A 23,228-nucleotide genomic window follows, 5' to 3' on the forward strand; every position below is an offset into this window, starting at 1 on the left:
TGCCACAATCCGGCGCCGGTAGTTGCTCAATAAGCGCAGCTTATGCACCAATCAGGGAAACTACTATCCCCGTTTAGGTGCCTTCCGCGGAACCGAGACGGCCGCGCCACCCACGGCCTCCCGCACGCGCTTGAGGTCTGCGTCGAGTTGGATGCGCATGACGCGCAGCAGTTCCTTCGCGTTGTCGGACAGCGGCACGCCCGGCCTGAAGACGAGCAGCGACGTCGATGGAATGTCGAACGTCATCGGCTTGAGCAGCAACCCGCGCGAGACATAGTCGAGCGCCATCACCGGGTGGGCCATGCCCATGCCGACGCCTTGCAGCGCGAACTCGCACACCGAGTTGGAGTAGGGCGTCTCGATCACCGGCCGCAAGCTCCTGCCCTCGGCCGCCAGCGCCTCGTCGAGCGCGCGCCGCCCGACATCTTCCGGATTGAGCGCGATGAACGGGTGGCTTGCCAGGTCGTTCGCGTCGAGGATCTTCTTTCGCGCCAGCGGGTGCTTCGCGTTCATGACGATCACGCCGTACACGGCCGCGAAGGGGGAGTGCTCGAGGCCGGTGACCGACAGTTCCTCGGCCATCAAGCCGAAATCGAGCTGGCCGGCGGACACCTGCTGGTACACCTCGCGCGAGCTCATGACCTGGAACGACAACTGGATCTGTCGCTGCTCGAGCCCGAACGCCGCAATGGCCCGCGGCATGAAGCCGGTGCCCAGCGCAGGCAGCGAGCCGATGGCCAGGCGCCCGAGGCCGAAAGACTTGAGGCTGCGAATGCGGTGCTCGATCATCTCGAGGCCCGTGAAATAGCGGTCGACCTCGACCATCAGCGCCACCGCCTCCTGCGTCGGCACCAGGCGCCCGCGCACCCGCTCGAACAGGCGCAACTCGCAGGCCAGTTCGAACTTGCGCAGCGACTGGCTCACCGCCGGCTGCGACACGCCCAGCAGGTTCGCGGCCTGGCTGGTGGTGCCGGCGCGCATCACGGCGCGAAAGACCTCGATGTCGCGCTTTTCCATCCATAACCTCCGCTTATTGAGCGAGTCATCCACGCTGTTGAGTTGACAGGACGCCTGACAAATACTTCAACGCATCGCCAAGACAACCTAACCTGGACGAATAGCATAAATGCAATCAATTGCCTCAACTAATGACCAGTTCGAGAGCCTGTCACCCCCCGTGGTGCGTGGATCGACCGTCGTCTTCAAGACCTTCGACGACTTCGTGCAACGCAAGAGCCGGCAGCCCGACGGCTTCAGCTACGGCATCACCGGCACGCCGACGGCGCGGGGCCTGGAGAAGAAGATCGCGGCGCTCGAAGGCGGCCGTCACTGCGTCGTCACGCCCTCGGGCCAGTCCGCGCTGATGACCACGGTGATGGCCTTCCTGCGCGGCGGCGATCACCTGCTGGTGTCAGCCGCCTGCTACGGCGCGCTCAAGACCTTCGCGCAGAAGTGGCTGGCCGGCATGAACGTCGAGGTGGAGTTCTATCCGGCGGCCATCGGCGCGGAGATCGAATCGCTGATCCGGCCGAACACCCGGATGATCTGCATGGAGTCGCCCGGCACCGTGACCATGGAGATGCAGGACACGCCCGCCATCGCGGCGGTGGCACGCCGGCGCGGCGTGCTCACGATGATGGACAACACCTGGGCCAGCCCGCTCGGCTTCCGGCCGCTGGAGCACGGCGTGGACTTCAGCATCGAGGCCGCCACCAAGTTCTTCGGCGGCCACTCCGACCTGCTGATGGGCAGCATCAGCATGAACGACCATGCGCACTACGAGGTGCTGCGCGAGACGCAGAGCATCCTGGGCCAGCAGGTGAGCCCGGACGATTGCTTCCTGGTGCTGCGCGGCCTGGAGACCCTCAAGCTGCGGCTCGAAGCCCAGAGTGCGTCGACGCTGCGCGTGGCGCGGTGGCTGGCAGATCAACCCGAGGTCGAGCGCCTGCTGTACCCGCCGCTGGAGTCGGACCCGGGCCACGCGCTGTGGAAGCGCGACTTCCGCACCAACGGCTGCCTCTTCTCGCTGGTGCTCAAGCCGGGGCCCGAGCGTGCCTTCCATGGCTTCTTCGATTCGCTCAGGCAGTTCGTCATCGGCGCGAGCTGGGGCGGCGTGCACAGCCTGGCGGCCTACTATCCCGCGGCGCTGCAGGCCGAGCGCGTGTTTCCTGCCACCGACCAGCCGGTGATTCGCCTGTCGATCGGGCTGGAAGCGACCGACGACCTGATCGCCGACCTGAAGGCCGGCCTGGCGGGTTACAGCGCGTTGCTGCCCACGCGCTGAGGAGACCACGATGCTCGATCTGTTCTTGAGGGCGCTGCCCTTGCTCGAGAAGGCGGTGCTTGTCACGCTCGGCCTGGGTTTTTCGGCGTTCTTTTTCGGTAGCGTGCTGGGGCTGCTGGTGGCGCTGGCGCGGATCTCGCCATTTCGGCCGTTGCGTTGGTTCGCCTTTTCGTACGTGTCGGTCTTTCGTGGCACGCCGCTCCTGATACAGATCCTGCTGATCTATTTCGGCCTGCCGAGCTACGGCATCGTGATCTCGCCGATTCCCTCGGCGCTGCTCGCGCTGAGCCTGTTCGCCGCCGCCTACCTGAGCGAGAACTTCCGCTCCGGCATCATGGCTGTGGACAAGGGCCAGTGGGAGGCCGCCTGGGCCATGGGCATGGGCTACTGGAAGACGCTGTTTCGCATCGTGCTGCCCCAGGCCTTCCGCATCGCGCTGCCCCCGGTGGGCAGCCGGCTCATCGGGCTGATGAAGGACACGTCGCTCGCGTCGACCGTCACGGTGGTGGAGCTCACCCGCGTGGCCGAGCAGATGGGCGCCACGACCTTCCGCTACATGGAGATGTTCCTCATCGTCGGTGCCATCTACTGGTTCATCAACCAGGTGCTCACCATCCTGCAGACCTGGCTCGAAAGCCACCTCTCGAAGCGCTACGCATGACCGAATCCCATATTCCTCCAGTGCACGTCGAGGGCCTGGCCAAGAGCTTCGGCGCGAACCACGTGCTCCGGCAGATCGACCTCACGGTGGCGCGCGGCGAGGTCGTGGTCATCATGGGCCCTTCGGGCTCGGGCAAGACCACGCTGATCCGCTCGCTCAACTTCCTGGAGATGCCCGACCGCGGAACGGTCCGCATGTGCGGCATCGAGATCGCCGATGCGGGGCCGAAGCCTTCGAGCGACACACGCCGCAAGATGCGCGACATCCGCAAGAAGACCGCCATGGTGTTCCAGTCGTTCAACCTCTTCGCGCACATGACGGCCGTGGAGAACGTGATCGAAGGCATGGTGTCGGTGCAGGGCATCCGCAAGGCGGTGGCCCTGCCGCGCGGACGCGAGCTGCTGGCCCAGGTGGGCCTGCTGGAGAAGGCCGATGAATACCCGGGCCGCCTCTCGGGTGGGCAGAAGCAGCGCGTGGCCATCGCACGCGCGCTTGCCATGAACCCCGAGGTCATTCTTTTCGATGAGCCGACCTCCGCGCTGGACCCCGAACTGCGCGGCGAAGTGCTCAAGGTGATGCGCGACCTTGCCGACAAGGGCATGACCATGCTGGTCGTCACCCACGAGACGCGCTTCGCGAAAGACGTCGCCGACCGCATCGTGTTCATGGAAGGCGGCGTGATCGTGGAGGACGCATCGCCCGATCACTTCTTCGGGCCGGCCGCGAGTCAGCGCGCGAAGGATTTCCTGGGCCTCATTCGGGACTGAGCGCGGCGGACGTGCTGCTTCCACTTCCAGGCCCGTTCGGCGAGCGCGCGCCTGCCGCCTCGAGCATGGCTTCTTTCAACGGGCTGTAGGGCTTGCCGTCGTGCTGTCGACGGCGAAGGAGTACGGCTCACGAATTCGAGGCATCGCCAATGAAGCCTTGCGGGAAGGCGGGGCCTGCGACCCTGCGGGGCCGGCGCTCGACCTGAGCCATCTCATTGAGCCTCCCATCTAGGACGGCCTTGGTTCTGAAGTCGGGTTCGGTCCTGTGCGAAGTCCGAAGTGGCGGGCGCGACCGGTAGCGTTTCAAGGTCTCGTTTTCGACAATTAGGGCTTTGAGGCGTTTTCACCTACATTTGCAACAAGCTGAAACAACTAGGGTCAGCTCCGAGATGCTGCTTATTGACGGTCTATGCCGTTTTCATGAGCACCGTGTTCGTACCTCGATTCTCATTTCGAGCGGCATCTCACCTTCTATCGCACACCGTCCCTAGTCGATGTGCATGACCGGAAGTGCAAGGGCAGCGTGATGCGCAATATTCAGACTGGCAGCGGACGCGTCTTCTCCGCAACGATTGAAGGGGCACGTCCGACCCTGCAAGACACGATGGTGGCCACCAGTGTTTATGTGGGGCATCTGGAGGAAGCGTTTCCCGACGCGGCCGAGCTGATCGCATGTTTCAGCGCCTGGCAACTGGAAGACAGCCCGGATCGAGACGGCTGTTCGCATGCCGACTCCGAGCGTTCGCTCAGATGGCAAAAGGCACATGGCACGGCACAAAGCGCTGGACGGTCGTGGCTCAGCAATCCCCTGGAGCAGACCTTTCGGTTCAGGCTTCACGAGGTTGCGGCGACTCGAGGGCAGCCGCTTCCAGCTTAGGGAGCCGGGTGCCGAGAGTCCTCCGCAAGCATCTCTTCGGGGCGCGCAGTCGAAGCATCTTGCTGGGCCACGCGCGCCGACGCCTATATGAGACCTTCCTTGGAGCGGACCCGACGAAGCGTCGCAATGAAGCTTTCGCTGGCGGCCGACAGCGAACGGCCCCGCTTTTGGACCACAAAGACGTCGCGCGACACGCGCGGCGCGCTGATCGGGCGGATCACGAGCGAGTCGTCGCTCGCGGCCATCGCGTAGGCCGAGGGCATGATCGACGCGCCCATGCCGCTGGCCGTCATCCACAGCGCTGTCGACAGGAACGACACTTCGTTCATCACCTTCAACTCGACGCCGGCGCGCGCCGCGGTGGCGTCGATCAAAGGACGAATGCCATAGCCGGGCCGTACCGTGATGACTTGGTGATTTGCCAGGTCCGCCCAGCGCACCGCGCGGGCCTGCGCCAGCGGATGATCCCGTAGGCAAACCAACGCCAGGTGATCGCGCAAGAGGGTCTGCGTCTCGACTTCGGCACCTGGCCGCTCCGGCGTGCCGATGCCGAAGTCGACCTGCTCGGCGATGATCCGCGCGATGAACTGATCGGGTGCACAGTCGTCGACGACGATGCGCACCTGCGGATGGCTCTGCATGAAGCTGCGGATCGCGGAGGGCATCAGGAATGACGCCAGGGTCGGTGTAATCGCCACGCAGATGCGCCCGCGCTTGAGCGTCGACAGCTCGCGAAAGCCACCGGACAGCGCGTCGACATCGCGCAAGATGCGCTCCGCTATCGGGAGCATGTCGGCCGCCGCGGCGGTCGGCTGCAGCGAGCGCGTCGTCCGATCGAACAGCCGGGTGCCCAGCCCTTCCTCGAGCTGGCGGATCAGCATGCTCACGGCAGACTGAGTCACAAAGAGCCTTTCCGCAGCGGCGCTCAGCTTGCGCAGGCGATGCACCTCCACGAAAGCGCGCAGCTGTCGAATGCTGGGGGTGAAGGTCGGATTCATCAGAGAACATCATATTTGCTTCTGAATTTGTTGATTTACGAATGAATCGCTGCGGTGTTCAATAGGTGCAACTACAAGCAAGGAGACATCGCATGCATCACTTCCAACGTCGCCGCACAGGGCTCTTTGCCGCGCTTCTGGTCGCCGCCCTGTTTGCGCCCTGGGTCGCCGGTCCCGCTGCGGCGCAGGCGCCCACGGCCTTTCCGGCGAAGCCGATCCGCGTGGTCGTGACCTTTCCGCCGGGTGGCAGCACCGACGCGGTTGTACGGATGCTCACGCCCCGCCTCAACGAGAAACTGGGCCAACCAGTGATCGTCGACAACCGTCCGGGCGCTGGCGGCAACGTCGGCTTGTCGCTGGTTGCCAAATCACCAGGTGACGGCTACACCCTCGGCCTGGGCGCTGCAGGCGGACTGTCGGCCAACGTAAGCCTCTATGCGCAGATGCCCTTCGACCCGGCGAAGGACTTCAAGCCGGTCGGCATGGTGGCCGCCATTCCGTTCGTCCTCATCGGTCACCCTTCGATGACGGCGCGCACGCAGTCCGAACTGATCGCTCTCGCACGCAAGGAGCCGGGCAAGTTGTCCATCGGGCATGGCGGCAACGGCACAGCCATGCATCTGTCGGTTGCGCTGTTCGGCCAGATGCCAGACGCGCGATTCATCGAGGTGCCTTACCGCGGCTCCGGGCCTGCCGCGCTCGACACGCTGGGTGGCCAGATTCCGCTGGCGATGGTTGACCTGCCTTCCGCTCTCCAGCAGATCAAGGCCGGCAAGCTGATCGCCTATGCCGTGACCAGCCCGCAGCGCCTGCCGATGCTGCCCGACGTGCCGACCGTGTCGGAGTCCGGCCTGTCAGGGTACGACTCGACCGGCTGGTTCGGCTTGGTCGCGCCCGCGGGCACGCCCGATGCCATCGTGGCGCGGCTCAACGCCGAGCTCAACGCCGCGCTGTCCGACCCGCAGATACAGGCTGCCATGCGCAACCTTGGCGTGGAGCCGTCGCCGGGCACGCCTGCCGCCTTCGGCGCCTACATAGCGTCGGAAACCACGAAATGGGCCAAGGTCATCCGCACCGCCCACATCAAGCTCGATTGAGGACACCCTGGACATGGAAACATTGAATACCGACGTGTTGATCGTGGGTGCTGGCCCCGTGGGCCTCACTCTGGCGATGGACCTGGCTTCCCGCGGCGTGCGTGTGGTCATCGCCGAGATTCGCCACTACGCGGAGCCGCCCAACGTGAAGTGCAACCACGTCGCGTCACGCACCATGGAGCAGTTCCGCAGGCTCGGCGTTGCGCAGAAGCTGCGCGACGCGGGTCTGCCGGCGGACTACCCGAACGATGTCGTATTTCGCACCAGCGCCACCGGCCTTGAATTGACGCGAATTCCGATCCCCTGCCGGCGCGACCGCTACACCGAAACCGAAGGCCCCGACGGCTGGTGGCCGACCTCGGAGCCGCCGCATCGCATCAATCAGATATATCTCGAGCCGATCCTGCTCGAGCATGCGGCGGCGCTGCCTGGCGTGACGCTGCTCAATCGCACGCAGGTCACATCTTTCGCTCAGGACGACCAGGGCGTGACGGCTGCCCTGGTTGATCTCGACACGGGTGCGACCCGCACCGTGCACAGTCGCTACCTGGCCGGATGCGATGGCGGCAGCTCGGGGGTGCGCAAGCAGATGGGCGCAAAGCTGGAAGGCACACCCGTGATCCAGCGTGTGCAATCGACCTGCATCCGGGCTCCGCAGCTGCGCGCGCTGCTGCCGGGCAAGCCGGCATGGTCCTACTATTCGATGAATCCGCGGCGATGCGGCACCATGTTCGCAATCGACGGGCAGGACACCTGGCTGGTGCACAACCATCTCAACGCCGACGAGCCCGAGTTCGATTCGGTCGATCGCGACCGATCGATCCGTGAGATTCTCGGCGTCGGTGACGACTTCAGCTACGAAGTGATCAGCAAGGAAGACTGGGTCGGACGGCGTCTCGTGGCTGACCGCTTCCGCGAGGGGCGCGTGTTCCTCGCGGGCGATGCGGCGCACCTGTGGGTTCCCTACGCAGGGTATGGCATGAATGCCGGCATCGCAGACGCCATCAATCTGGGCTGGCTGATGGCCGCGGCAGTTCAAGGCTGGGCGGACGAAGCCATTCTCGACGCCTACGAGGCCGAGCGCCGACCGATCACCGAGCAGGTGTCACGGTTTGCCATGGACCATGCGCAGAAGATGATCCGTGCTCGCCGCGCGGTGCCGCAGGACATCGAGGCACCTGGACCCGCAGGCGACGCACTGCGCGCAGAGTTGGGACGCGAAGCCTACGAGCTCAACGTGCAGCAGTTCTGCTGTGCCGGACTGAACTTTGGCTACTACTACACCGGTTCGCCCATCATCGCCACCGACGAAGAGCAGCCACCAGGCTATGCGATGGGAAGCTTCACGCCCTCGACCGTTCCAGGGTGCCGCGCGCCGCATTTCTGGCTGGCCGACGGGCGCTCGCTCTACGATGCCTTCGGTGCTGGCTACACACTGCTTCGGAGTGACCCGACGGTCGACGTCGACGCGCTGCAAGCCGCAGCCCGAGGCGCGGGGATGCCGCTCGCCTTGATCGACGTGACAACCGAGACGCTGCCCGCCGCGTACGTCCACAAGCTGGTGCTCTGCCGAGCGGATCAGCACGTCGTGTGGCGTGGCGACAAGCTGCCTTCGCAGCCCGAGTCGCTGGTCGCGAAACTGTGCGGGCGCGTGCTGGCTGCGCTGTCGACCTGATTCTGAGATGGCAACCCACGGCACGTGCGACGGGGTCTGCGCGATCACGCCCCATGTTTCGGAGTACGGCTGAAAACCGCCCCCGCGGAGCTCACGATCGCGACAGGAGCGCCTATCGACGTGTTCGTCGGCGATCACCTAGAGCCCCAACTCGCGCTTCGCGATGATGTTGCGCTGGATCTCGTTGCTTCCGCCGTAGATCGACATCGCGCGGCGCCAGAAATAGTTGGGCGCCGCGCCCTGCACGCTGGCCTCGATGCCGTCGAGCTCGCCTTCGCCGCGCATGAGGGCGGGGTCCAGCACCTGGCCTTCGGGGCCCGCAGCCTCGAAGATGAGCTCGGTGATGCGCTGGCCGATTTCCGTGCCGCGGATCTTCAATGCCGACGCCAGGCCCGCGCCCGGCGAACTGCCGTTGCCCATGCTGGACAGTGCACGCAGCGTGGTCACTTCGAGCGCCTTCAGCTGCGCTTCGACGCCCGACACCTTGGCACGGAACACAGGGTCTTCCATCAGCGGCTTGCCGCGCTGCGTCACGCTCGATGCGACGCGGTGCAGACGCCGCATGGCGAAGGTCGAGAAGCCGATGTTGGAGTTTTCCACGCGCTCGTGTTCCAGCAGGAACTTGGCGTAGCTCCAGCCCTGGCCTTCTTCGCCCACCAGGTTGGCCTTTGGCACCTTCACGTCGGTGAGGAACACGGCGTTGAACGAGTGCGTGCCCTCGAGCATGGGAATCGGCTGCACCACGATGCCGGGCGACTTCATGTCGATGAGCACGAACGAGATGCCGTGCTGCGCCTTGGCGTTGCGGCTGGTGCGCACCAGGCAGAACATCCAGTCGGCGTAGTGCGCGTACGAGGTCCAGATCTTCTGGCCGTTCACCAGGTAGTGGTCGCCGCGGTCTTCGGCGCGCGTGGCCAGCGAAGCCAGGTCGGAGCCCGAGGCCGGCTCCGAATAGCCCTGGCACCACCATGTGGTCGAGTCGCGAATGCCTGGCAGATGCTGGGCCTTCTGCGCCTCGTTGCCGAAGTTGAAGATCACCGGGCCCACCATGCGCGGCCCGAAGGGCTGGATGGTGGGGCAGTCGAGCTCCGCGCTGATGGTCTCGAAGATGTAGCGCTGCGTAGCGCTCCACCCCGGCCCGCCTTGCGACACTGGCCAGGTGTAGGCGTGCCAGCCGCGCCGCCCGAGGATCTGCTGCCAGCGCATGAAGTCCTCGCGGTGCAGGTGCAGGTCGTGCGCCACGCGCCGTGAAATGTCGCGCGGCAGGTGGGTCTTGATGAAGGCGCGCACCTCGTCGGCGAAGGCGCGCTCTTCGGCGCTGAAAGCCAGGTCCATGAATTTTTCCTCTCGGGCTCAGTGGTGGGTGCGCAGCATGAAATGCACGCCGCCCACGTGCACGCCCGCGGCGTCGGTCTTCAGGCCGCGCTCGCGCGCGGTGGCGTGGATGGCGCTTGCGGCCTGCGCGTCCTGCACATCGACGACGATGCCGTACAGCCCTTCGCCCCGGCCGTCGTGCTGCGGCATGAACTGCAGCGTGGCGTTGTCGAGTGGCAGAAACGGGTCTGCCGTGGGTTCGCTGTCTTGTGTGCCGTGGCGCACGGTGCGCTCCAGGATGCGGCCCCAGCGCTCGGCCAATGTCTCGGGGGCGTCGCCCTGCAGCACCGCGCCCGCGATGCCGCGCACCCGTGCGTCGGACACGGCATCGGGCCAGTGCGGGCCGGCGGGCCAGTAGGGGCCGTGCAGGTCCGCGCCGTTGCGGGTGGTATTGATCTCGAGCAGCGCACCGCCGGTGTCGCGCGGGTGCAACTGCATGCCCTCGTAGTCGCCCAGGGCCAGCGGCGCGGCAATGCGCACGCCGATGCGCGCCACGTGGGCGCGCCAGCGCGGCAGCGATTCGCTGTCGAGGATCACCATGTAGCCGCCGTCGCCCCCGCGCCGCTCCAGGTAGCGGCCCGCCGCGGTGCCCGCTTGCAGCGGTGCCACCACCTCGACGAAGCTGGTGCCGAAGGGCATGAGCGCGTTGTGCAGGCCGAACTGGCCCACCTCGGGGTCGCGGTGGCACACGCGCACGCCGAACACGGCGCACAGGTCTTCCTCCACCGGGGCGAGTTCGCGTGCAACCAGGCAAAGCTGGCGCAGGCGGAGGTAGTGCGCAGGGCGGGCCCCGGGCGCGGATGTGGTCGTCGTCAAGCGTGTCTCCTTGAATTCATGGGTTGCCGAATTCGTTTAATTTTGAATATGATATAACAAATTACGAAATCAAAGAGACAAGGCCGACCCATGACATCGCTTGCCGGAGTGCGCGTGCTCGATCTCTCGCGCTTCATCGCCGGGCCCTACTGCGCCATGATGCTCGGCGACATGGGCGCCGAGGTGGTCAAGATCGAACCGCCCGGCGAGGGCGAGTACGCGCGGCGCGCGCTGCCCGCCGTGAACGGCCAGAGCCTGTACACCTTCGTGGTCAACCGCAACAAGAAGAGCCTGGCCATCGACCTGCGCCATGCAGACGGCCTGCGGGTGCTGCACGAGCTGGTGGCGCAGGCCGACGTGCTGGTGGAAAACTTTCGCCCCGGCACCATGGAGCGCATGGGCCTGGGCTGGGACGCGGTGCACAAGCTCAACCCCCGGCTGGTCATGGCGCGCATCTCCGGCTTCGGGCAGGACGGGCCGCTGGCCGGCAAGCAGTGCTTCGACGGCGTGGCACAGGCCATGAGCGGGCTCATGGACATGACCGGCGCGCAAGACGGCCCGCCCACCATGATCGGCTCGTTCATGTGCGACTACACCACCGGCATGTACGCCGCGCTCGGCATCCTGGCCGCGCTGAATGCGCGCCATGCCTCGGGCAAGGGCCAGCTGGTGGACGTGTCGCTGCTGGAAAGCGCCACCTCGATGCTGATGACGGCCATCCCGCAGCAGAAGCTCTTCGGCACCACCATGACGCGCGTGGGCAGCCGGGACCGCTTTGTAGCCCCCTCCAACACCTTCGCCACCGGCGACGCCCGCTATGTGCTGATGGTGGGCGGCGACGACAACATGTTTCCGCGCGTGGTGCGCGCCATGAAGCAGCCCGCGCTGCTGGACGACCCGCGCTTCGCCTCCATGGCGTTGCGCCTCGAACACCGCGACGCGGTCGAGGGCATCGTCGCCGAATGGATGCGCGCGCACGACGCCGACGACATCGTCGCGCGCCTGGAGGCCGAAGGCGTGCCCTGCGCCAAGATCGCGACCGTCGACGAGGTGGTCGACAACCCGCAGCTGCGCCACCGCGGCGCCATTGCCGACATCGCCTTCGGCGACACCGCGGTGCCGGTGCAGGGCGTGACCATTCACCTGTCGGACACGCCGCTGTCCATTCGCGGCGCCATGCCCGACGTGGGCGCGCACAGCGGCGAGGTGCTTGCGCAATGGCTCGGCTATGCGCACGCGCGCGTCGACGCCCTGCGCGCCTCGGGTGCGCTTTGACTTCGAGATTTCCACGACAACCTTTGCAGGAGACAAGCGGATGACGACTTCCACCCAGCACTTCGACGAACTCGTAGAGCACTTCGACCACGGCGTGCTCACGCTCACGCTGAATCGGCCCGAGCGGCTGAACGCGCTGACCGTGCCGATGACCGAGGCGCTGCTTGCGGCGCTGCGCCGCGCGGCCGTCGACACCCGTGTGCGCGCGGTGGTGCTCACCGGCGCGGGCCGCGGCTTCTGCGCGGGCGGCGACGTGAAGGCCATGGCCGACGATGACGCCAGCCGCCATACGCTCGAGTCGCGCACGCTGCAGCTGCGCGAGCACATGGAGTGCGCGCGCCTGCTGCACGAAATGGCCAAGCCGACCATCGCCGTGGCGCGCGGCGCGGTCGCCGGCGCGGGGTTGTCGCTGGCGCTGGCCTGCGACCTGCTGCTGGCCAGCGACACCGTCAAGCTCACCTCGGCCTTTGCCAAGGTCGGGCTGTCGGGGGATTTCGGCAGCACCTACTTCCTGACCAAGCTGCTGGGCCCACGGGCGCGCGCTTTCGCGCTGCTGTCGCCGGTGCTCAAGGCCGACGAAGCGCTTCAGCTGGGCCTGGTGACGCGGGTGGTGCCCGACGCCGAGCTCGATGCCGAAGGCCGCGCGCTGGCGCGTCAACTGGCCGACGGCCCGTCGATCACGCTGGGCCACATCAAGGCCAACCTCAACGCGGCGGAGCAGGGCGCCACGCTGGCGCAGGCACTGGACCACGAGGCCATCCGCCACATTCGCTGCGGCATGACCGAAGACCACCAGGAAGCAGCGCGCGCGTTCGTGGAAAAGCGCGCCCCCAAGTTCGTCAACCGCTGAACGGAGCACCCCCGAATGGACCGCTTTTCTCTCAAGGGCAAGACCGCCATCGTCACCGGCTCGTCGCGCGGCATCGGCCGCGCCATTGCCATCGCCTATGCCCGCGCGGGCGCCCGCGTGATTGTCACCAGCCGCAAGGCCGACGCCTGCGAGGCGGTGGTGGCACAGCTGCGCGGCGAGGGGCTGGAGGCTGCTGCCGTGCCCTGCAACATTTCGAACAAGGAGCAGGTGGCCGCGCTGGTCGAGCGCACCGAGGAGGTCTACGGGACCGTCGACGTGCTGGTGTGCAACGCGGCCGTCAACCCGTACTACGGCCCGATGCTGGGCATCAGCGACGAGGCCTTCTCCAAGGTGATGGATGTGAACATCCGCTCCAACCTGTGGCTGGTGAACCGCGTGGCGCCCGGCATGGCCGAGCGAGGCGGCGGCTCGATCGTCATCATCAGCTCGATTGCAGGGTTGACCGGCTCGCGCGTGCTCGGCGCGTACGCCATCTCCAAGGCGGCCGACATGCAGCTGGCGCGCAACCTTGCGCTGGAGTGGGGCAAGCAGGGCGTTCGCACCAACTGCATTGCGCCCGGACTCATCAAGACCGACTTTGCGAAGGCGCTGTGGGACAACCCGCAGACCCTGGCCGCCGCGCTCGCGTCGAGCCCGCTGAACGCCATCGGCGACCCCGAGGACATTGCCGGGGCGGCGCTGCTGCTGGGCTCGGACGCGGGGCGCTTCATCACCGGCACCACGCTCGTGATCGACGGCGGCGCCACCATCGGCGGCGAGGCCTGAAGGCCAAAGTACGCACGGCAATTGCACTGAAGAAAAAAGCAGAGGACACGCATCCATGAGCTACCAGGACATCACCACCGCCATCGACGGGCACGTGCTCACCCTGACGCTGAACCGCCCCGAGCGGCTCAACGCCTGGACCCACCGAATGGAAAGCGAGTTTCGCCAGGCCGTGGAGGCGGCGCAGGCCGACGAAGCAGTGCGCGCCATCGTGGTGACCGGCGCGGGGCGGGGCTTTTGCGCGGGGGCGGACATGGACATCCTGGAGGCGGGTGCCGCCGGCGCGGCATCGCAGGACACGACCGAATCCGCCCCGGCGCCGGGCGCCGGCACCGGCATCGAGGCCAACTACGCCTGGCGCTTCAGCTACCTGCTGCGCGTGCGCAAGCCGGTGTTCGCGGCCATCAACGGGCCCATTGCCGGCATCGGCCTGTGCATGGCGGTGTTCTGCGACTTCCGCTACATGGCCGAGGGACAGAAGCTGACCACCGCCTTCGCCAAGCGCGGGCTCATCGCCGAGCACGGCATCTCGTGGATGCTGCCGCGGCTGGTGGGGCCGACGAACGCGCTCGACCTGCTGCTGTCGGCGCGCACGCTGGTGACGGCGGAGGCAGCCGCGCTGGGCCTGGTGAAGCCGCTGCCGGCGGAAGGTTTTCTTGCCCAGGTGCAGGCCACGGCACGCGAGATGACGCGCAGCGCCTCGCCGCGCTCCATCGGCGTCATCAAACAGCAGGTGTACGACAGCCTGTTCCAGGACCTGGACACCGCCTGGCGCCGTGCCGACGAAGAGATGCGGGCCTCGTTCGCGAGCGAGGACTTCCGTGAAGGTGTGGCGCATTTCCTTGAAAAGCGCGCACCGGCCTTCACCGGGCGCTGACGTTTGCCGGCCACGGCATCGCAGGGCTCGCCGCGGAAAGAAATAACATATACGCTATTTGCAAAGAAACAACGTGCACGCTGCCGCGTGCCGCTCCACGCCATGGACGACAACCTTCTTACCCGCGACAGCCTGAACGCGCAGGCCTACAACCGGCTGTGCCGCGACCTCAAGGCCGGCCGCTTCGCCCCGGGCGAAAAGCTCAAGCTGCGCGACCTCGCGGCCGAGATGGGCATCAGCCCCACGCCCGTGCGCGAGGCGCTGGCGCGGCTGATTTCCGAGCAGGCGCTCGAACAGGTCGGCCACCATTCGGTGCGGGTGCCGGTGATGAGCGAAGAGCGCTTCGCGGAGGTGCGCACGCTGCGCCTCATGCTCGAAGGCGAGGCGGCTTCGCGCGCGGCCTTGCGCGCAGGCACCGAGGACGTCCGCCGGCTCGACGCCATCCACGAGCGCATGGCCGCGCTGCGCGAGGCCGGCGACACGGCCGGCGAGCTGCTCGAGTCGGAGCGCTTTCACATCGAGGTGTGCGCGCTGGCCGGCATGCCGGTGCTGCTTCGCATGGTGGAAGGCCTGTGGCTGCAATGCGGCCCGCTGTTCAAGGCGTTGCAGACCCACGCGCTCGACCAGCCACGCAAGCAGCACCCGCACCTGATGGTGCTGCGCGGCCTGCGCAAACACGACGGCGACGTGGCGCGGCGCGGTATTCAGGACGAGATCGACCGCACCACGGCGCCCATCCTGGCGTACCTGCGCGAGCGCAACGAGGCGCAGGCGGAGCCGGCCGAGCGGGGTACGGCAGCCAAGGCCTCGAAAGACACGAAGCTGGCGAAAGCCAACATGGCCACCACGGCCACGCGCCGCGCAAGCAGCCAGCTGGCCTGAGCGGGGGCGCCGCAGCGCCGGCCTTGCATGCCGCACGACCATGCACCGCGAACATGGACCCGCATGCCGAATATTCATCGGGCATGCCTTGCCGCTGCTGGCGCTTCGCCGCATGATGGCGAACAAACCGGGGCGCCGCGACACGGGCGCAACCCGGACGAGCAGATCGACTCGGAGACAAGCCCAGAATGATCGCCTACCGCCACGGCCTGCAGCCGCTGCATGAGTATCTGCGTCTCCACGCGCGCAACACGCCCGACAAGGCGGCCGTCATCTGGTACGGCCGGCGCATTTCGTGGGCCGAGCTCGACGACCTGAGCGACCGCTTCGCGCAAAGCCTGCGCGAGCGCGGCATCGGCCAGGGCGACGTGGTGGCGCTGTTCCTGCACAACTGCCCGCAGTACCTCATTGCGCACTTCGGCGCGCAGAAGCTGGGCGCCATCGTGAGCCCCTGCAACCCCGACGCGCAGGCCTACGAGCTGGAGCACCAGCTCAGCGAGCTCGACGCCAGCGCCATCGTCGCGGGCGAGGCGCTGCTGAAGGTGGTGCTCGGCTCGCACGCGATGCGCACCGTGGCGCACCTGTACGCCGTGCGCAGCGGCGACATGCTGCCCGCCACGCTTGCCATGGACGTGCCCGCCTGCCTGCGGCTGCCGCACGAGAGCGCGCCGCCGCTGCCCGCCGGCGCCATCGACTTCGCCGACGCGCTGGCCGAGGCCGGGCGCTTCGAGCCGGCGGACACGATCGCCATGGACGACGTGGCGCTCATGGCCTACACCTCGGGCAGCACCGGACTGCCCAAGGGCGCGATGATCAGCTACGAGTGTTCGCTGTTCAAGACGGCGGTGAGCGCCGACAGCTTTCGCATCGGTGCCGACGACGTCATGCTGGCCGACGTGGCGCTGCACCACATCTCCGGAATGATGACCGGGCTAGCGCTGCCCGTGTACTGCGGCGCCACGGTGGTGCTGCTCAACCGCTTCGACGCCACCGCCGTGCTGCAGGCCATCGAGGCCTTCAGGGTCACGTGGTGGTACACGATGGCGCCGTCGCTGCCTTCGGCCATGGCCTGCGACGATGCGGCGAGCTTCGACCTGTCGTCGCTGCGCACCACGGTCGGCACCAGCTTCGGCGTGCCGCTGACCGAGGCGCTGGCCGCGCGCTGGAGCCGCTTTGCCAACGGCTGCCTGGTGTACGAGGCCGGCTACGGACTGAGCGAAACCCACACCTGCGACACGCTGATGCCGCCCGACGCCATCCGGTGGGGCACCAACGGCAAGCCGGCGCCGGGCGTGGAACTGCGCATCGTCGACCCCGAGACCGGGTGCGACCTGCCTGCGGGCCAGCGCGGCGAGATCCTGCTGCGTGGGCCCATCCGCTACAAGGGCTACTGGCTGCAGCGTGAAGCCACCGAGGCCATGCTGCTGGACGGCTGGCTGCGCACCGGCGACGTCGGCGTGGTCGATGCGCAGGGTTACCTCACCTTCCTCGGGCGCACCAAGGAAATGATCAAGGTCTGGAGCTACAGCGTGTTTCCCGAAGAGGTCGAGGCCATCCTGGGCATGCACCCCGACGTGCGCCAGGCGGCGGTGGTCGGGCTGCCCGACCCCGACCGGGGCGAGGCCGTGCAGGCCTATGTGGTGCTCAAGGACGAGGCCGCGGCCCGCGTGCACGCCGGCCAGACCAAGGACCGCGCCGACCAGAAGATCATCGAGTGGTGCCTGCAGCATATGTCGCACTACAAGGTGCCGCGCACCGTCATCTTCCGCAACGGCCTGCCGTCTTCGGAGAACGGCAAGCTGCTGCGCCGCATGCTGCGGGAGCCGGCCACGTCGATGGCCGTGAACTGAGCAGCCGGTGCGCACGGCGCGCCGGCGCGCCAGGTTCCGGTCAGCGTGCGTTCACTGGCACCCGGTAGCTCGCCAGCTCCTGCTTGGCGATCGCGTTGCGGTGCACTTCGTCGGGCCCGTCGGCCACGCGCAGGTGGCGCGCATAGGCGTAGAAAGACGTCAGCAGCGTGTCCTGGCTCAGCCCGGCCGCGCCGAACGCCTGCATCGCATCGTCGATCACCTGCACGCAGTTGTTGGGCGCCAGCACCTTGATCATCGCGATCTCCTTGGCGGCGACCTTGTTGCCCACGGTGTCCATGCGCCAGGCCGCGTGGAGCACCATCCAGCGGGTCTGGTCGATCAGCATGCGCGCCTTGGCGATGCGCTCGCGCCACACGCCCTGCTCGGCCAGCGGCTTGCCGAAGGCCACGCGCGAGACCACGCGCTCGCACATCATCTCCAGCGCCGACTCGGCCATGCCGATCATGCGCATGCAGTGGTGGATTCGCCCCGGCCCGAGGCGGCCCTGCGCGATCTCGAAGCCCCGGCCTTCGCCCAGCAGCAGGTTCGAGGCCGGCACGCGCACGTTCTCGAACAGCACCTCGGGGTGGCCGAAGGGCGCGTCGTAGTGGCCCATGAGTGCCATGTCGCGCACCACGGTGATGCCGGGGGTGTCGCTCGGCACGATGATCATCGACTGCTGCCGGTGGCGGTCGGCGTTGTCGGGGTCGGTCTTGCCCATCAGGATGAAGAGCTTGCAGCGCTCGTTCATGGCGCCGGTGATGTACCACTTGCGCCCGTCGATCACGTAGTCGCTGCCGTCGCGGCGAATGCGGCACTCGATGTTGGTGGCGTCCGACGAGGCCACCGCCGGCTCCGTCATCGCGAACGACGAACGGATCTCGCCCTCCAGCAGCGGCTGCAGCCAGCGCGCCTGCTGCTCGGGCGAGCCATAGCGCGCAATGACCTCGGTGTTGCCGGTGTCGGGCGCGCTGCAGTTGAAGGCCTCCGCGCTCCAGTAGCGCCGGCCCATGATCTCGCACAGCGGCGCGTACTCCAGGTTGGTCAGCCCCGCGCCGTGGCCGGCCTCGGGCAGGAACAGGTTCCACAGGCCCGCGGCGCGCGCCTTCGGCTTGAGCTCTTCCATCAGCGGCAGCGTGGTGTAGCTGCCACCGTTCTGCGCGTTCAGGTAGGAGCGGTGGGCTTCTTCTTCGCGGCGCTTCTCGTTCGGGTAGATGTGCTCGTCCATGAAGGCGAGAAGGCGCTTGCGCAGATCCTGCACTTTGGGGGTGTATTCGAATTCCATGGTGTCTCGGTTTCGGTCGTCGGGTTGAAAAATAGCGGCCGCTCAGGCCCAGGAGAAAAGGCCCAGCGACACCGCCACCAGCGCCGGCTTGGCCTGGCCTTCGATCTCCACCGTGTTCTCGGTGCGAAGGAGCGTCCAGCCGTCGTCGCGTGGCTCGGCCGCCAGCAGCTTGATGTGGTTTCGCACGCGCGAGCCCGCGGCCACTGGCGACATGAAGCGCAGCTTGTCCATGCCGTAGTTGACCGACTTCGTCGCCTTCAGGTCGGCCAGCAGTTCGTAGGAGGTAATGGGGAGCAGCGACAGCGTGAGAAAGCCGTGCGCAATGGGCGCGCCGAAGGGGCTTTCGCGCCGGGCGCGCTCCACGTCGATGTGGATCCACTGGCGGTCCTCGGTGCAGTCGGCAAAGGCGTCGATGCGCGACTGCGGCACCTCCACCCACGACGACGTGCCTATCGATTGCCCGACGTGTTCGAGCAGGTTGTCTTTGTTCAGCAAGGGCATGGCGGCAAGGCTTGAAATGGCGATGCGCCAATGGTGCCGCCTGGCCGGCCGCGAAAGGGGCTTGCGGCATGCAGGCTTTTCATCGGGCCCATGCGGCTTGTTGATGCCCGCGCGCTGCGCGTGCCCGAACATGGCGGCGACCCGCACCGAAAGGACACCGTGACCGCAAGCTACGAAGTGCAAGACGGCGTTGCCGTGCTGACCATGGACAACCCGCCCGTCAACAGCCTCGGGCTGGGCAACCGCCGGTTCGTCGCCGATTCGATGCTTCGCGCGCAGGCCGATGCGGCGGTGGTCGCCATCGTGCTCGCCGGCACGGGTCGGGCTTTTTGCGGCGGTGCGGACATCCGCGAATTCAATCTTCCCGAGGCCACCACCGCGCCCGGACTCGTCGACGTGATCGCGCTGGTGGAGGGCGCCACCAAGCCCGTGGTTGCCGCGATTCACGGCGTGGTGATGGGCGGCGGGCTGGAGCTGGCGATGGGCTGCCACTACCGCATCGTGCAGGCGGGAACGCAGGTGGCGCTGCCCGAGGTGCGCATCGGCATTCTGCCGGGCGCGACCGGCACGCAGCGCCTGCCCCGGCTGATCGGGCTGGAGGCCGCGCTCAACATGATCGTGACGGGCGACACGGTGATGAGCGAGCGCCTGTTCGCGCTGCCGGGCCAGCGGCTCTTCGATGCGCTGGTGGCGCACGACGTGTTGCCGGCGGCCATCTTGTTCGCGCGAGACAAGGCGCATGCACGGCCGCTGCCGCGCTCGCGCGAACTGGCCGTGGCGCATGCCGACGCGCAGGGCTACCTGCACTTTGCGCGCAACGCCGTGGCCGCGAGCTCGCAGCACTACCCGGCACCGCTGCGCTGCCTGGACTGCGTGGCCCAGTCGGTGCGGCTGCCCTTCGATGCCGCGGTGGCTTACGAAAGCCAGGCGGTGACGGAGTTGGTGTGGACGCCAGAGAGCGCCGCGCTTCGCCATGCGTTCTTCGCCGAGCGTGCGGCGAAGAAGGCGAGCGGGCCGGGCGATGCCGTCATTGGCGAGCGGATGCTGGCGCAGTACCGGCGCCAGGCTGCGTGGCTGATGCAGGCCGGCGTGTCGCCGGGGCAGATCTCGCGTGCGATGGCGCACTACGGCTTTGCGCCGGAGGTTTCAGCGGCGCCGCTTACAAACGCTTCCGCGTCTGCGACCACGCCAGCTGTTGCCGACGAAGAGATCGTGCAGCGGCTTGTCTATGCGATGGTCAACGAGGGCGCTCGGCTGCTCGAGGAAGGCAAAGCGGCACACGCCGCGCATATCGACTTCATCTTTCTTTCCACGCTGGGCTTTCCCCGCTGGCGTGGCGGGCCCATGCATTGCGCTTCGCAGGCAGGGCTCTACAACGTGGTGGCGGCCATGCGCCGCTTTGCTTTGCAGGACGAGGGCTTCTGGCAGCCCGCGCCGCTGTTGTTGCGACTGGCGGCCGACGCCGGGGCTTTTGCCTGACCCATTCAAGTCGCTTCATTCGCTTGCCGCAGGCTCGCGCGGAGGCCGTGGGCCTCGAAGCCGGTGCGTCCCTCGCTGTCTGCCACCGCTTGCATGCCTTGCGACGACGCTCGCCGCGCCAGCGCGGCGACGTCGGGTACCGCGAAGTGGATGGCGCTGACGCGGGCACGGCCGTCGCGGGCGAGCACGAAGCGCAAGTCCAGGCCTTGCAGCGCAAGCGCCGGCAATCCGCCTGCGGCGCGGGTGACGTTCGAGTGAAAGAGCTGTGCCCAGTGCAGGGCGACGCGCTCGGGTGAGCGCACCGCCAGCTCCAGGCCGCACCACAGGGCGCTGGCCACGCCGGGTGCGTTTGCCTTCGGCGCTTCGTCCGGCGCAAGCCCGCATGCAGGGCCTTCGCGCAGATCGACCGTGCACGCGCCCGTGTCCATCGTGTCCAGCCGCAGGCGCGGCGCGCAGCCGACGGCGCTGTCGTCCGTCGGGTCGATGCCCAGGCGCTGCAGGTGCGTGCGCTGGCGCGACAGGTCCGCGCAGTGCAGCTCAAGCGTGGCGCCCGAGCCGGTGCGCAGTTCGAGCCAGCGGCTTGCGAAGCCCAGGCGCGGCCAGTGGTCGCCGTCGTCGCGCGCGAGCGGCGTGCCGAGCAGTTGCGCGAGCCAGGCCGCCGCGGCGGCACTGTCCGCAACGCCGACGCGCAGCCCGCGCAGCCAGGGTGCCTGAGGGTGGGCCTGGGCGTGGGTCTGAGCCTGGGCGTAGGGCGACGCGGTCATGCGGTCAGGCCCGGTCTATGCGTTGCCAGCCGAGTTCGGCCAGCTGCCGCGCCTGCCGGCCCGCGTCCAGCGCGCGTTCGCTCGAGGCATTGCCCGCCAGCGCGCGGCCCATGATGCCCTGGGCGATGGCCGCGGCGCGAAAGAGGTTGAACGCCGTGTAGAAGCGCCAGGTCTGCGCCGGCACCGGGGCCAGCCCGCGTCGCTCGCAGTAGCGCGCAAGGTACGTGTGCTCGTCGGGCAGGCCGAGCGGCGCGAGCGCCTTCGCGTCGAGGTCGCCGAGCCCGCGAAAGGGCGGTGGCAGCTGCCACGCCATGCAGTGGTACGCAAAGTCGGCCATCGGATCGCCCAGCGTCGACAGCTCCCAGTCGAGCACCGCGACCACGCGCGGCGCGTCGTGCGCGAACACCAGGTTGTCGAGCCGGAAGTCGCCGTGCACGATGCGCGCGGCGTTCTCCGGCGGCATGTGCCGTGGCAGCCAGTCGATCAACTGTTCCATCGCCTGGATGCGCTCGGTCTCGCTGGCGCGGTACTGCCTGCTCCAGCGCGCGAGCTGGCGCTCGATGTAGTTGCCGGGCCGTCCGTAGTCATGCAGGCCCACCGCGTTCGCATCGACGTCGTGCAGGGCGGCCAGCACGCGGTTCATGTCGTCGCATACCGCGGCGCGCTCGGCCGGCGCCATGCCGGGCAGCTTCGGGTCCCACAGGATGCGGCCGTCGACGCAGTCCATCACATAGAAGGCGGTACCGATCACATCGGAGTCTTCGCACAGCGCATGGACGCGCGGCACCGGCACGCCGGTGTCGGCCAGCGCCTTCATCACGCGGAACTCGCGGTCGATGGCGTGCGCCGAGGGGAGCAGCTCGCCCGAGGGCTTGCGCCGCACCACGTAGCGCCGTTTCGGCGTTTCCACCAGAAACGTGGGGTTCGACTGGCCGCCCTTGAACTGCGACACGCGAAACCCCGCGTTGGCGCCCGGGTCCACGCGCGCGGCGAACCAGTGGCGCAGGGCGGTCTCGTCGAAGCGCTGCCGTTCCTGGACCTCGGTGGTGCCGGCGAACTCCTCGATGGTGCTCATGGGTGCTTGTCTCCTCGGTGAATGCGCGCGGGCGCCATCTCGCGCATGATGGCGCGCGTTCCTGGCCACAGCCTAAGGGCAGCCACGCCACGGCGGCCAATGAATGCTTGGAATGGACCTGGATACAGCAAATGCATATCTCGCGCGTCGACCTGAACCTGCTCGTGGTGCTCGACACCATCTACACCGAAGGCGGCATCACCAGGGCCGCGGAAAAGCTCCACCTCACGCAGCCGGCCATCAGCCATGCGCTGGCGCGCCTGCGCGACCTGTTCAACGACCCGCTGTTCGAGCGGCAGGGCCACCGCATGGTGCCCACCGCGCTCACCAAGCGGCTGATCGACCCGCTGCGCGGCTCGCTGCAGTCCATCGGCTCGCTGCTCAACGACACGCAGAGCTTCGAGCCCGCCAGCGCGAGCAAGCGCTTCGTGATCGGGCTGCGCGACTTCATGGAGTCGACGGTGATGCCGCCGCTCATGCGCGCGCTGGCCGCCGAGGCGCCTGGCATCGAGGTGTCCAGCGTGCGCGCCAACCGCCGCAGCCTGGAGAGCGAACTCGCGGCCGGCACGCTCGACATGGCCATCGACGTGCTGCTGCCGCTGTCCGACGCGGTGAAGGTCAAGCGCATCAGCGTGGACGGCATGGCCGTGGTGGCGCGCAAGGGGCACCCGGCCATCGACGGCGCGATCGACCTGGACACCTACCTGGCGCAGCGCCACATCCTGGTGACCTCGCGCCGCCAGGGCCCGGGCTTCGAGGACATCGAGCTGCGCCGCATGGGCGTGCAGCGCCAGGTGGCGCTGCGCTGCCAGTTCTACTTTGCGGCGTGCCGCACCGTGTCGCAGACCGATCTGGTGCTGACGATGCCCGAGAGCTACGCGCACATGGCCAACCGGCAGTTCGGCAACCAGGTGATGGCGTTTCCGGCGCCGCTGTCGTCGATGGACGCGTACATGTACTGGCACGCCAGCGCAGAGAACGACGCGGCCAACCGCTGGTTGCGCTGCGTGCTGATGCGCTGCCTGGCGCGCTGAGCGGCCCGCCTGCGCCCACGC

The 23,228-nt window shown here is 67.7% G+C and carries 22 protein-coding genes; 14 read left to right on the plus strand and 8 right to left on the minus strand.

The window, feature by feature from the left end; genetic code table 11:
* Nucleotides 1-63 precede the first annotated feature (63 nt).
* Nucleotides 64-1,017, minus strand: coding sequence for a LysR substrate-binding domain-containing protein (locus AC0IYU_RS27165; RefSeq protein ID WP_472123419.1), 954 nt, complete (start codon nt 1,015-1,017; stop codon nt 64-66).
* A gap of 109 nt (nt 1,018-1,126) precedes the next feature.
* On the opposite strand from AC0IYU_RS27165, the gene metC reads away from it, so the two are divergent.
* The 4 genes from metC (at nt 1,127) to AC0IYU_RS27185 (ending at nt 4,589) form a co-directional block, all read left to right on the plus strand.
* Nucleotides 1,127-2,284: a cystathionine beta-lyase gene (gene metC / locus AC0IYU_RS27170; protein ID WP_472123422.1), complete on the plus strand. Its 1,158-nt coding sequence runs from the start codon at nt 1,127-1,129 to the stop codon at nt 2,282-2,284.
* A gap of 10 nt (nt 2,285-2,294) precedes the next feature.
* Nucleotides 2,295-2,945, plus strand: coding sequence for an amino acid ABC transporter permease (locus AC0IYU_RS27175; protein WP_472123425.1), 651 nt, complete (start codon nt 2,295-2,297; stop codon nt 2,943-2,945).
* The gene (locus tag AC0IYU_RS27180) at nt 2,942-3,712 is read left to right on the plus strand and encodes an amino acid ABC transporter ATP-binding protein (RefSeq protein ID WP_472123428.1); all 771 of its coding nucleotides are present in this window, start codon (nt 2,942-2,944) and stop codon (nt 3,710-3,712) included. Before AC0IYU_RS27175 ends, AC0IYU_RS27180 begins: the two co-directional genes overlap by 4 nt.
* A 526-nt stretch (nt 3,713-4,238) precedes the next feature.
* Nucleotides 4,239-4,589, plus strand: a complete 351-nt coding sequence (locus AC0IYU_RS27185; RefSeq protein WP_472123431.1) for a hypothetical protein — start codon at nt 4,239-4,241, stop codon at nt 4,587-4,589.
* An 83-nt stretch (nt 4,590-4,672) separates the two neighbouring features.
* On the opposite strand, the gene AC0IYU_RS27190 is transcribed toward AC0IYU_RS27185, so the two are convergent.
* Entirely contained in the window at nt 4,673-5,587 is a 915-nt protein-coding gene (locus AC0IYU_RS27190; protein ID WP_472123434.1) for a LysR family transcriptional regulator, read from the minus strand.
* 92 nt (nt 5,588-5,679) lie between these two features.
* Here AC0IYU_RS27190 and AC0IYU_RS27195 point away from each other — a divergent pair, with 92 nt between their 5' ends.
* Both AC0IYU_RS27195 and AC0IYU_RS27200 read left to right on the plus strand, forming a co-directional pair.
* Nucleotides 5,680-6,684 (plus strand): Bug family tripartite tricarboxylate transporter substrate binding protein, encoded by a 1,005-nt coding sequence (locus AC0IYU_RS27195; RefSeq protein WP_472123437.1) that lies wholly within the window; start codon nt 5,680-5,682, stop codon nt 6,682-6,684.
* A 13-nt stretch (nt 6,685-6,697) separates the two neighbouring features.
* The gene (locus AC0IYU_RS27200) at nt 6,698-8,359 is read left to right on the plus strand and encodes an FAD-dependent oxidoreductase (RefSeq protein WP_472123440.1); all 1,662 of its coding nucleotides are present in this window, start codon (nt 6,698-6,700) and stop codon (nt 8,357-8,359) included.
* A 138-nt stretch (nt 8,360-8,497) separates the two neighbouring features.
* Here AC0IYU_RS27200 and AC0IYU_RS27205 read toward each other — a convergent pair whose 3' ends face one another.
* Entirely contained in the window at nt 8,498-9,694 is a 1,197-nt protein-coding gene (locus tag AC0IYU_RS27205; RefSeq protein ID WP_472123443.1) for an acyl-CoA dehydrogenase family protein, read from the minus strand.
* Nucleotides 9,695-9,712: 18 nt separating this feature from the next.
* Entirely contained in the window at nt 9,713-10,549 is an 837-nt protein-coding gene (locus AC0IYU_RS27210; protein ID WP_472123445.1) for a VOC family protein, read from the minus strand.
* A gap of 90 nt (nt 10,550-10,639) precedes the next feature.
* Between AC0IYU_RS27210 and AC0IYU_RS27215 the strand changes: the two genes are divergently transcribed.
* From AC0IYU_RS27215 to AC0IYU_RS27240, 6 genes are all read left to right on the plus strand, one after another.
* Entirely contained in the window at nt 10,640-11,824 is a 1,185-nt protein-coding gene (locus AC0IYU_RS27215; RefSeq protein WP_472123448.1) for a CaiB/BaiF CoA transferase family protein, read from the plus strand.
* A 40-nt stretch (nt 11,825-11,864) separates the two neighbouring features.
* Nucleotides 11,865-12,674, plus strand: a complete 810-nt coding sequence (locus AC0IYU_RS27220; protein WP_472123451.1) for an enoyl-CoA hydratase-related protein — start codon at nt 11,865-11,867, stop codon at nt 12,672-12,674.
* A gap of 15 nt (nt 12,675-12,689) precedes the next feature.
* Nucleotides 12,690-13,460, plus strand: a complete 771-nt coding sequence (locus tag AC0IYU_RS27225) for an SDR family NAD(P)-dependent oxidoreductase (protein ID WP_472123454.1) — start codon at nt 12,690-12,692, stop codon at nt 13,458-13,460.
* Nucleotides 13,461-13,515: 55 nt separating this feature from the next.
* Entirely contained in the window at nt 13,516-14,337 is an 822-nt protein-coding gene (locus AC0IYU_RS27230; RefSeq protein ID WP_472123457.1) for an enoyl-CoA hydratase, read from the plus strand.
* A gap of 102 nt (nt 14,338-14,439) precedes the next feature.
* Nucleotides 14,440-15,219: a GntR family transcriptional regulator gene (locus AC0IYU_RS27235; RefSeq protein WP_472123460.1), complete on the plus strand. Its 780-nt coding sequence runs from the start codon at nt 14,440-14,442 to the stop codon at nt 15,217-15,219.
* 188 nt (nt 15,220-15,407) lie between these two features.
* Nucleotides 15,408-17,069 (plus strand): AMP-binding protein, encoded by a 1,662-nt coding sequence (locus AC0IYU_RS27240; protein ID WP_472123463.1) that lies wholly within the window; start codon nt 15,408-15,410, stop codon nt 17,067-17,069.
* Nucleotides 17,070-17,109: 40 nt separating this feature from the next.
* Here AC0IYU_RS27240 and AC0IYU_RS27245 read toward each other — a convergent pair whose 3' ends face one another.
* Together AC0IYU_RS27245 and AC0IYU_RS27250 are read right to left on the minus strand one after the other, a co-directional pair.
* A complete protein-coding gene (locus tag AC0IYU_RS27245; protein ID WP_472123466.1) occupies nt 17,110-18,354 on the minus strand; it encodes an acyl-CoA dehydrogenase family protein in 1,245 nt (414 codons plus the stop codon).
* Nucleotides 18,355-18,396: 42 nt separating this feature from the next.
* Nucleotides 18,397-18,855: a MaoC family dehydratase gene (locus AC0IYU_RS27250; protein ID WP_472123469.1), complete on the minus strand. Its 459-nt coding sequence runs from the start codon at nt 18,853-18,855 to the stop codon at nt 18,397-18,399.
* Between the two features lie 159 nt (nt 18,856-19,014).
* Between AC0IYU_RS27250 and AC0IYU_RS27255 the strand changes: the two genes are divergently transcribed.
* The gene (locus AC0IYU_RS27255) at nt 19,015-20,334 is read left to right on the plus strand and encodes an enoyl-CoA hydratase-related protein (RefSeq protein ID WP_472123472.1); all 1,320 of its coding nucleotides are present in this window, start codon (nt 19,015-19,017) and stop codon (nt 20,332-20,334) included.
* 5 nt (nt 20,335-20,339) lie between these two features.
* Here the strand turns inward: AC0IYU_RS27255 and AC0IYU_RS27260 are convergent, their stop codons facing one another.
* Nucleotides 20,340-21,098 carry a hypothetical protein gene (locus AC0IYU_RS27260; RefSeq protein ID WP_472123474.1) on the minus strand — a complete coding sequence of 253 codons (759 nt, stop codon included), beginning with the start codon at nt 21,096-21,098 and terminating at the stop codon, nt 20,340-20,342.
* A 4-nt stretch (nt 21,099-21,102) separates the two neighbouring features.
* Nucleotides 21,103-22,173, minus strand: coding sequence for a phosphotransferase (locus AC0IYU_RS27265; RefSeq protein ID WP_472123477.1), 1,071 nt, complete (start codon nt 22,171-22,173; stop codon nt 21,103-21,105).
* A gap of 131 nt (nt 22,174-22,304) precedes the next feature.
* Between AC0IYU_RS27265 and AC0IYU_RS27270 the strand changes: the two genes are divergently transcribed.
* The gene (locus AC0IYU_RS27270) at nt 22,305-23,207 is read left to right on the plus strand and encodes a LysR family transcriptional regulator (RefSeq protein WP_472123480.1); all 903 of its coding nucleotides are present in this window, start codon (nt 22,305-22,307) and stop codon (nt 23,205-23,207) included.
* Nucleotides 23,208-23,228: the final 21 nt, after the last annotated feature.

It is taken from the genome of Variovorax sp. AC103 (genome assembly GCF_979254005.1).

Excerpts from the sequence above, each read along its gene's own strand:
- AC0IYU_RS27175 (WP_472123425.1), top strand. The coding sequence starts at position 2,295 with ATGCTCGATCTGTTCTTGAGGGCGCTGCCCTTGCTCGAGAAGGCGGTG.
- AC0IYU_RS27270 (WP_472123480.1), top strand. The coding sequence starts at position 22,305 with ATGCATATCTCGCGCGTCGACCTGAACCTGCTCGTGGTGCTCGACACC.
- AC0IYU_RS27185 (WP_472123431.1), top strand. The coding sequence starts at position 4,239 with ATGCGCAATATTCAGACTGGCAGCGGACGCGTCTTCTCCGCAACGATT.
- AC0IYU_RS27235 (WP_472123460.1), top strand. The coding sequence starts at position 14,440 with ATGGACGACAACCTTCTTACCCGCGACAGCCTGAACGCGCAGGCCTAC.
- AC0IYU_RS27205 (WP_472123443.1), bottom strand. The coding sequence starts at position 9,694 with ATGGACCTGGCTTTCAGCGCCGAAGAGCGCGCCTTCGCCGACGAGGTG.
- AC0IYU_RS27220 (WP_472123451.1), top strand. The coding sequence starts at position 11,865 with ATGACGACTTCCACCCAGCACTTCGACGAACTCGTAGAGCACTTCGAC.
- metC (WP_472123422.1), top strand. The coding sequence starts at position 1,127 with ATGCAATCAATTGCCTCAACTAATGACCAGTTCGAGAGCCTGTCACCC.
- AC0IYU_RS27250 (WP_472123469.1), bottom strand. The coding sequence starts at position 18,855 with ATGCCCTTGCTGAACAAAGACAACCTGCTCGAACACGTCGGGCAATCG.
- AC0IYU_RS27260 (WP_472123474.1), bottom strand. The coding sequence starts at position 21,098 with ATGACCGCGTCGCCCTACGCCCAGGCTCAGACCCACGCCCAGGCCCAC.
- AC0IYU_RS27180 (WP_472123428.1), top strand. The coding sequence starts at position 2,942 with ATGACCGAATCCCATATTCCTCCAGTGCACGTCGAGGGCCTGGCCAAG.
- AC0IYU_RS27225 (WP_472123454.1), top strand. The coding sequence starts at position 12,690 with ATGGACCGCTTTTCTCTCAAGGGCAAGACCGCCATCGTCACCGGCTCG.
- AC0IYU_RS27195 (WP_472123437.1), top strand. The coding sequence starts at position 5,680 with ATGCATCACTTCCAACGTCGCCGCACAGGGCTCTTTGCCGCGCTTCTG.
- AC0IYU_RS27265 (WP_472123477.1), bottom strand. The coding sequence starts at position 22,173 with ATGAGCACCATCGAGGAGTTCGCCGGCACCACCGAGGTCCAGGAACGG.
- AC0IYU_RS27245 (WP_472123466.1), bottom strand. The coding sequence starts at position 18,354 with ATGGAATTCGAATACACCCCCAAAGTGCAGGATCTGCGCAAGCGCCTT.
- AC0IYU_RS27165 (WP_472123419.1), bottom strand. The coding sequence starts at position 1,017 with ATGGAAAAGCGCGACATCGAGGTCTTTCGCGCCGTGATGCGCGCCGGC.
- AC0IYU_RS27240 (WP_472123463.1), top strand. The coding sequence starts at position 15,408 with ATGATCGCCTACCGCCACGGCCTGCAGCCGCTGCATGAGTATCTGCGT.
- AC0IYU_RS27230 (WP_472123457.1), top strand. The coding sequence starts at position 13,516 with ATGAGCTACCAGGACATCACCACCGCCATCGACGGGCACGTGCTCACC.
- AC0IYU_RS27200 (WP_472123440.1), top strand. The coding sequence starts at position 6,698 with ATGGAAACATTGAATACCGACGTGTTGATCGTGGGTGCTGGCCCCGTG.
- AC0IYU_RS27215 (WP_472123448.1), top strand. The coding sequence starts at position 10,640 with ATGACATCGCTTGCCGGAGTGCGCGTGCTCGATCTCTCGCGCTTCATC.
- AC0IYU_RS27190 (WP_472123434.1), bottom strand. The coding sequence starts at position 5,587 with ATGAATCCGACCTTCACCCCCAGCATTCGACAGCTGCGCGCTTTCGTG.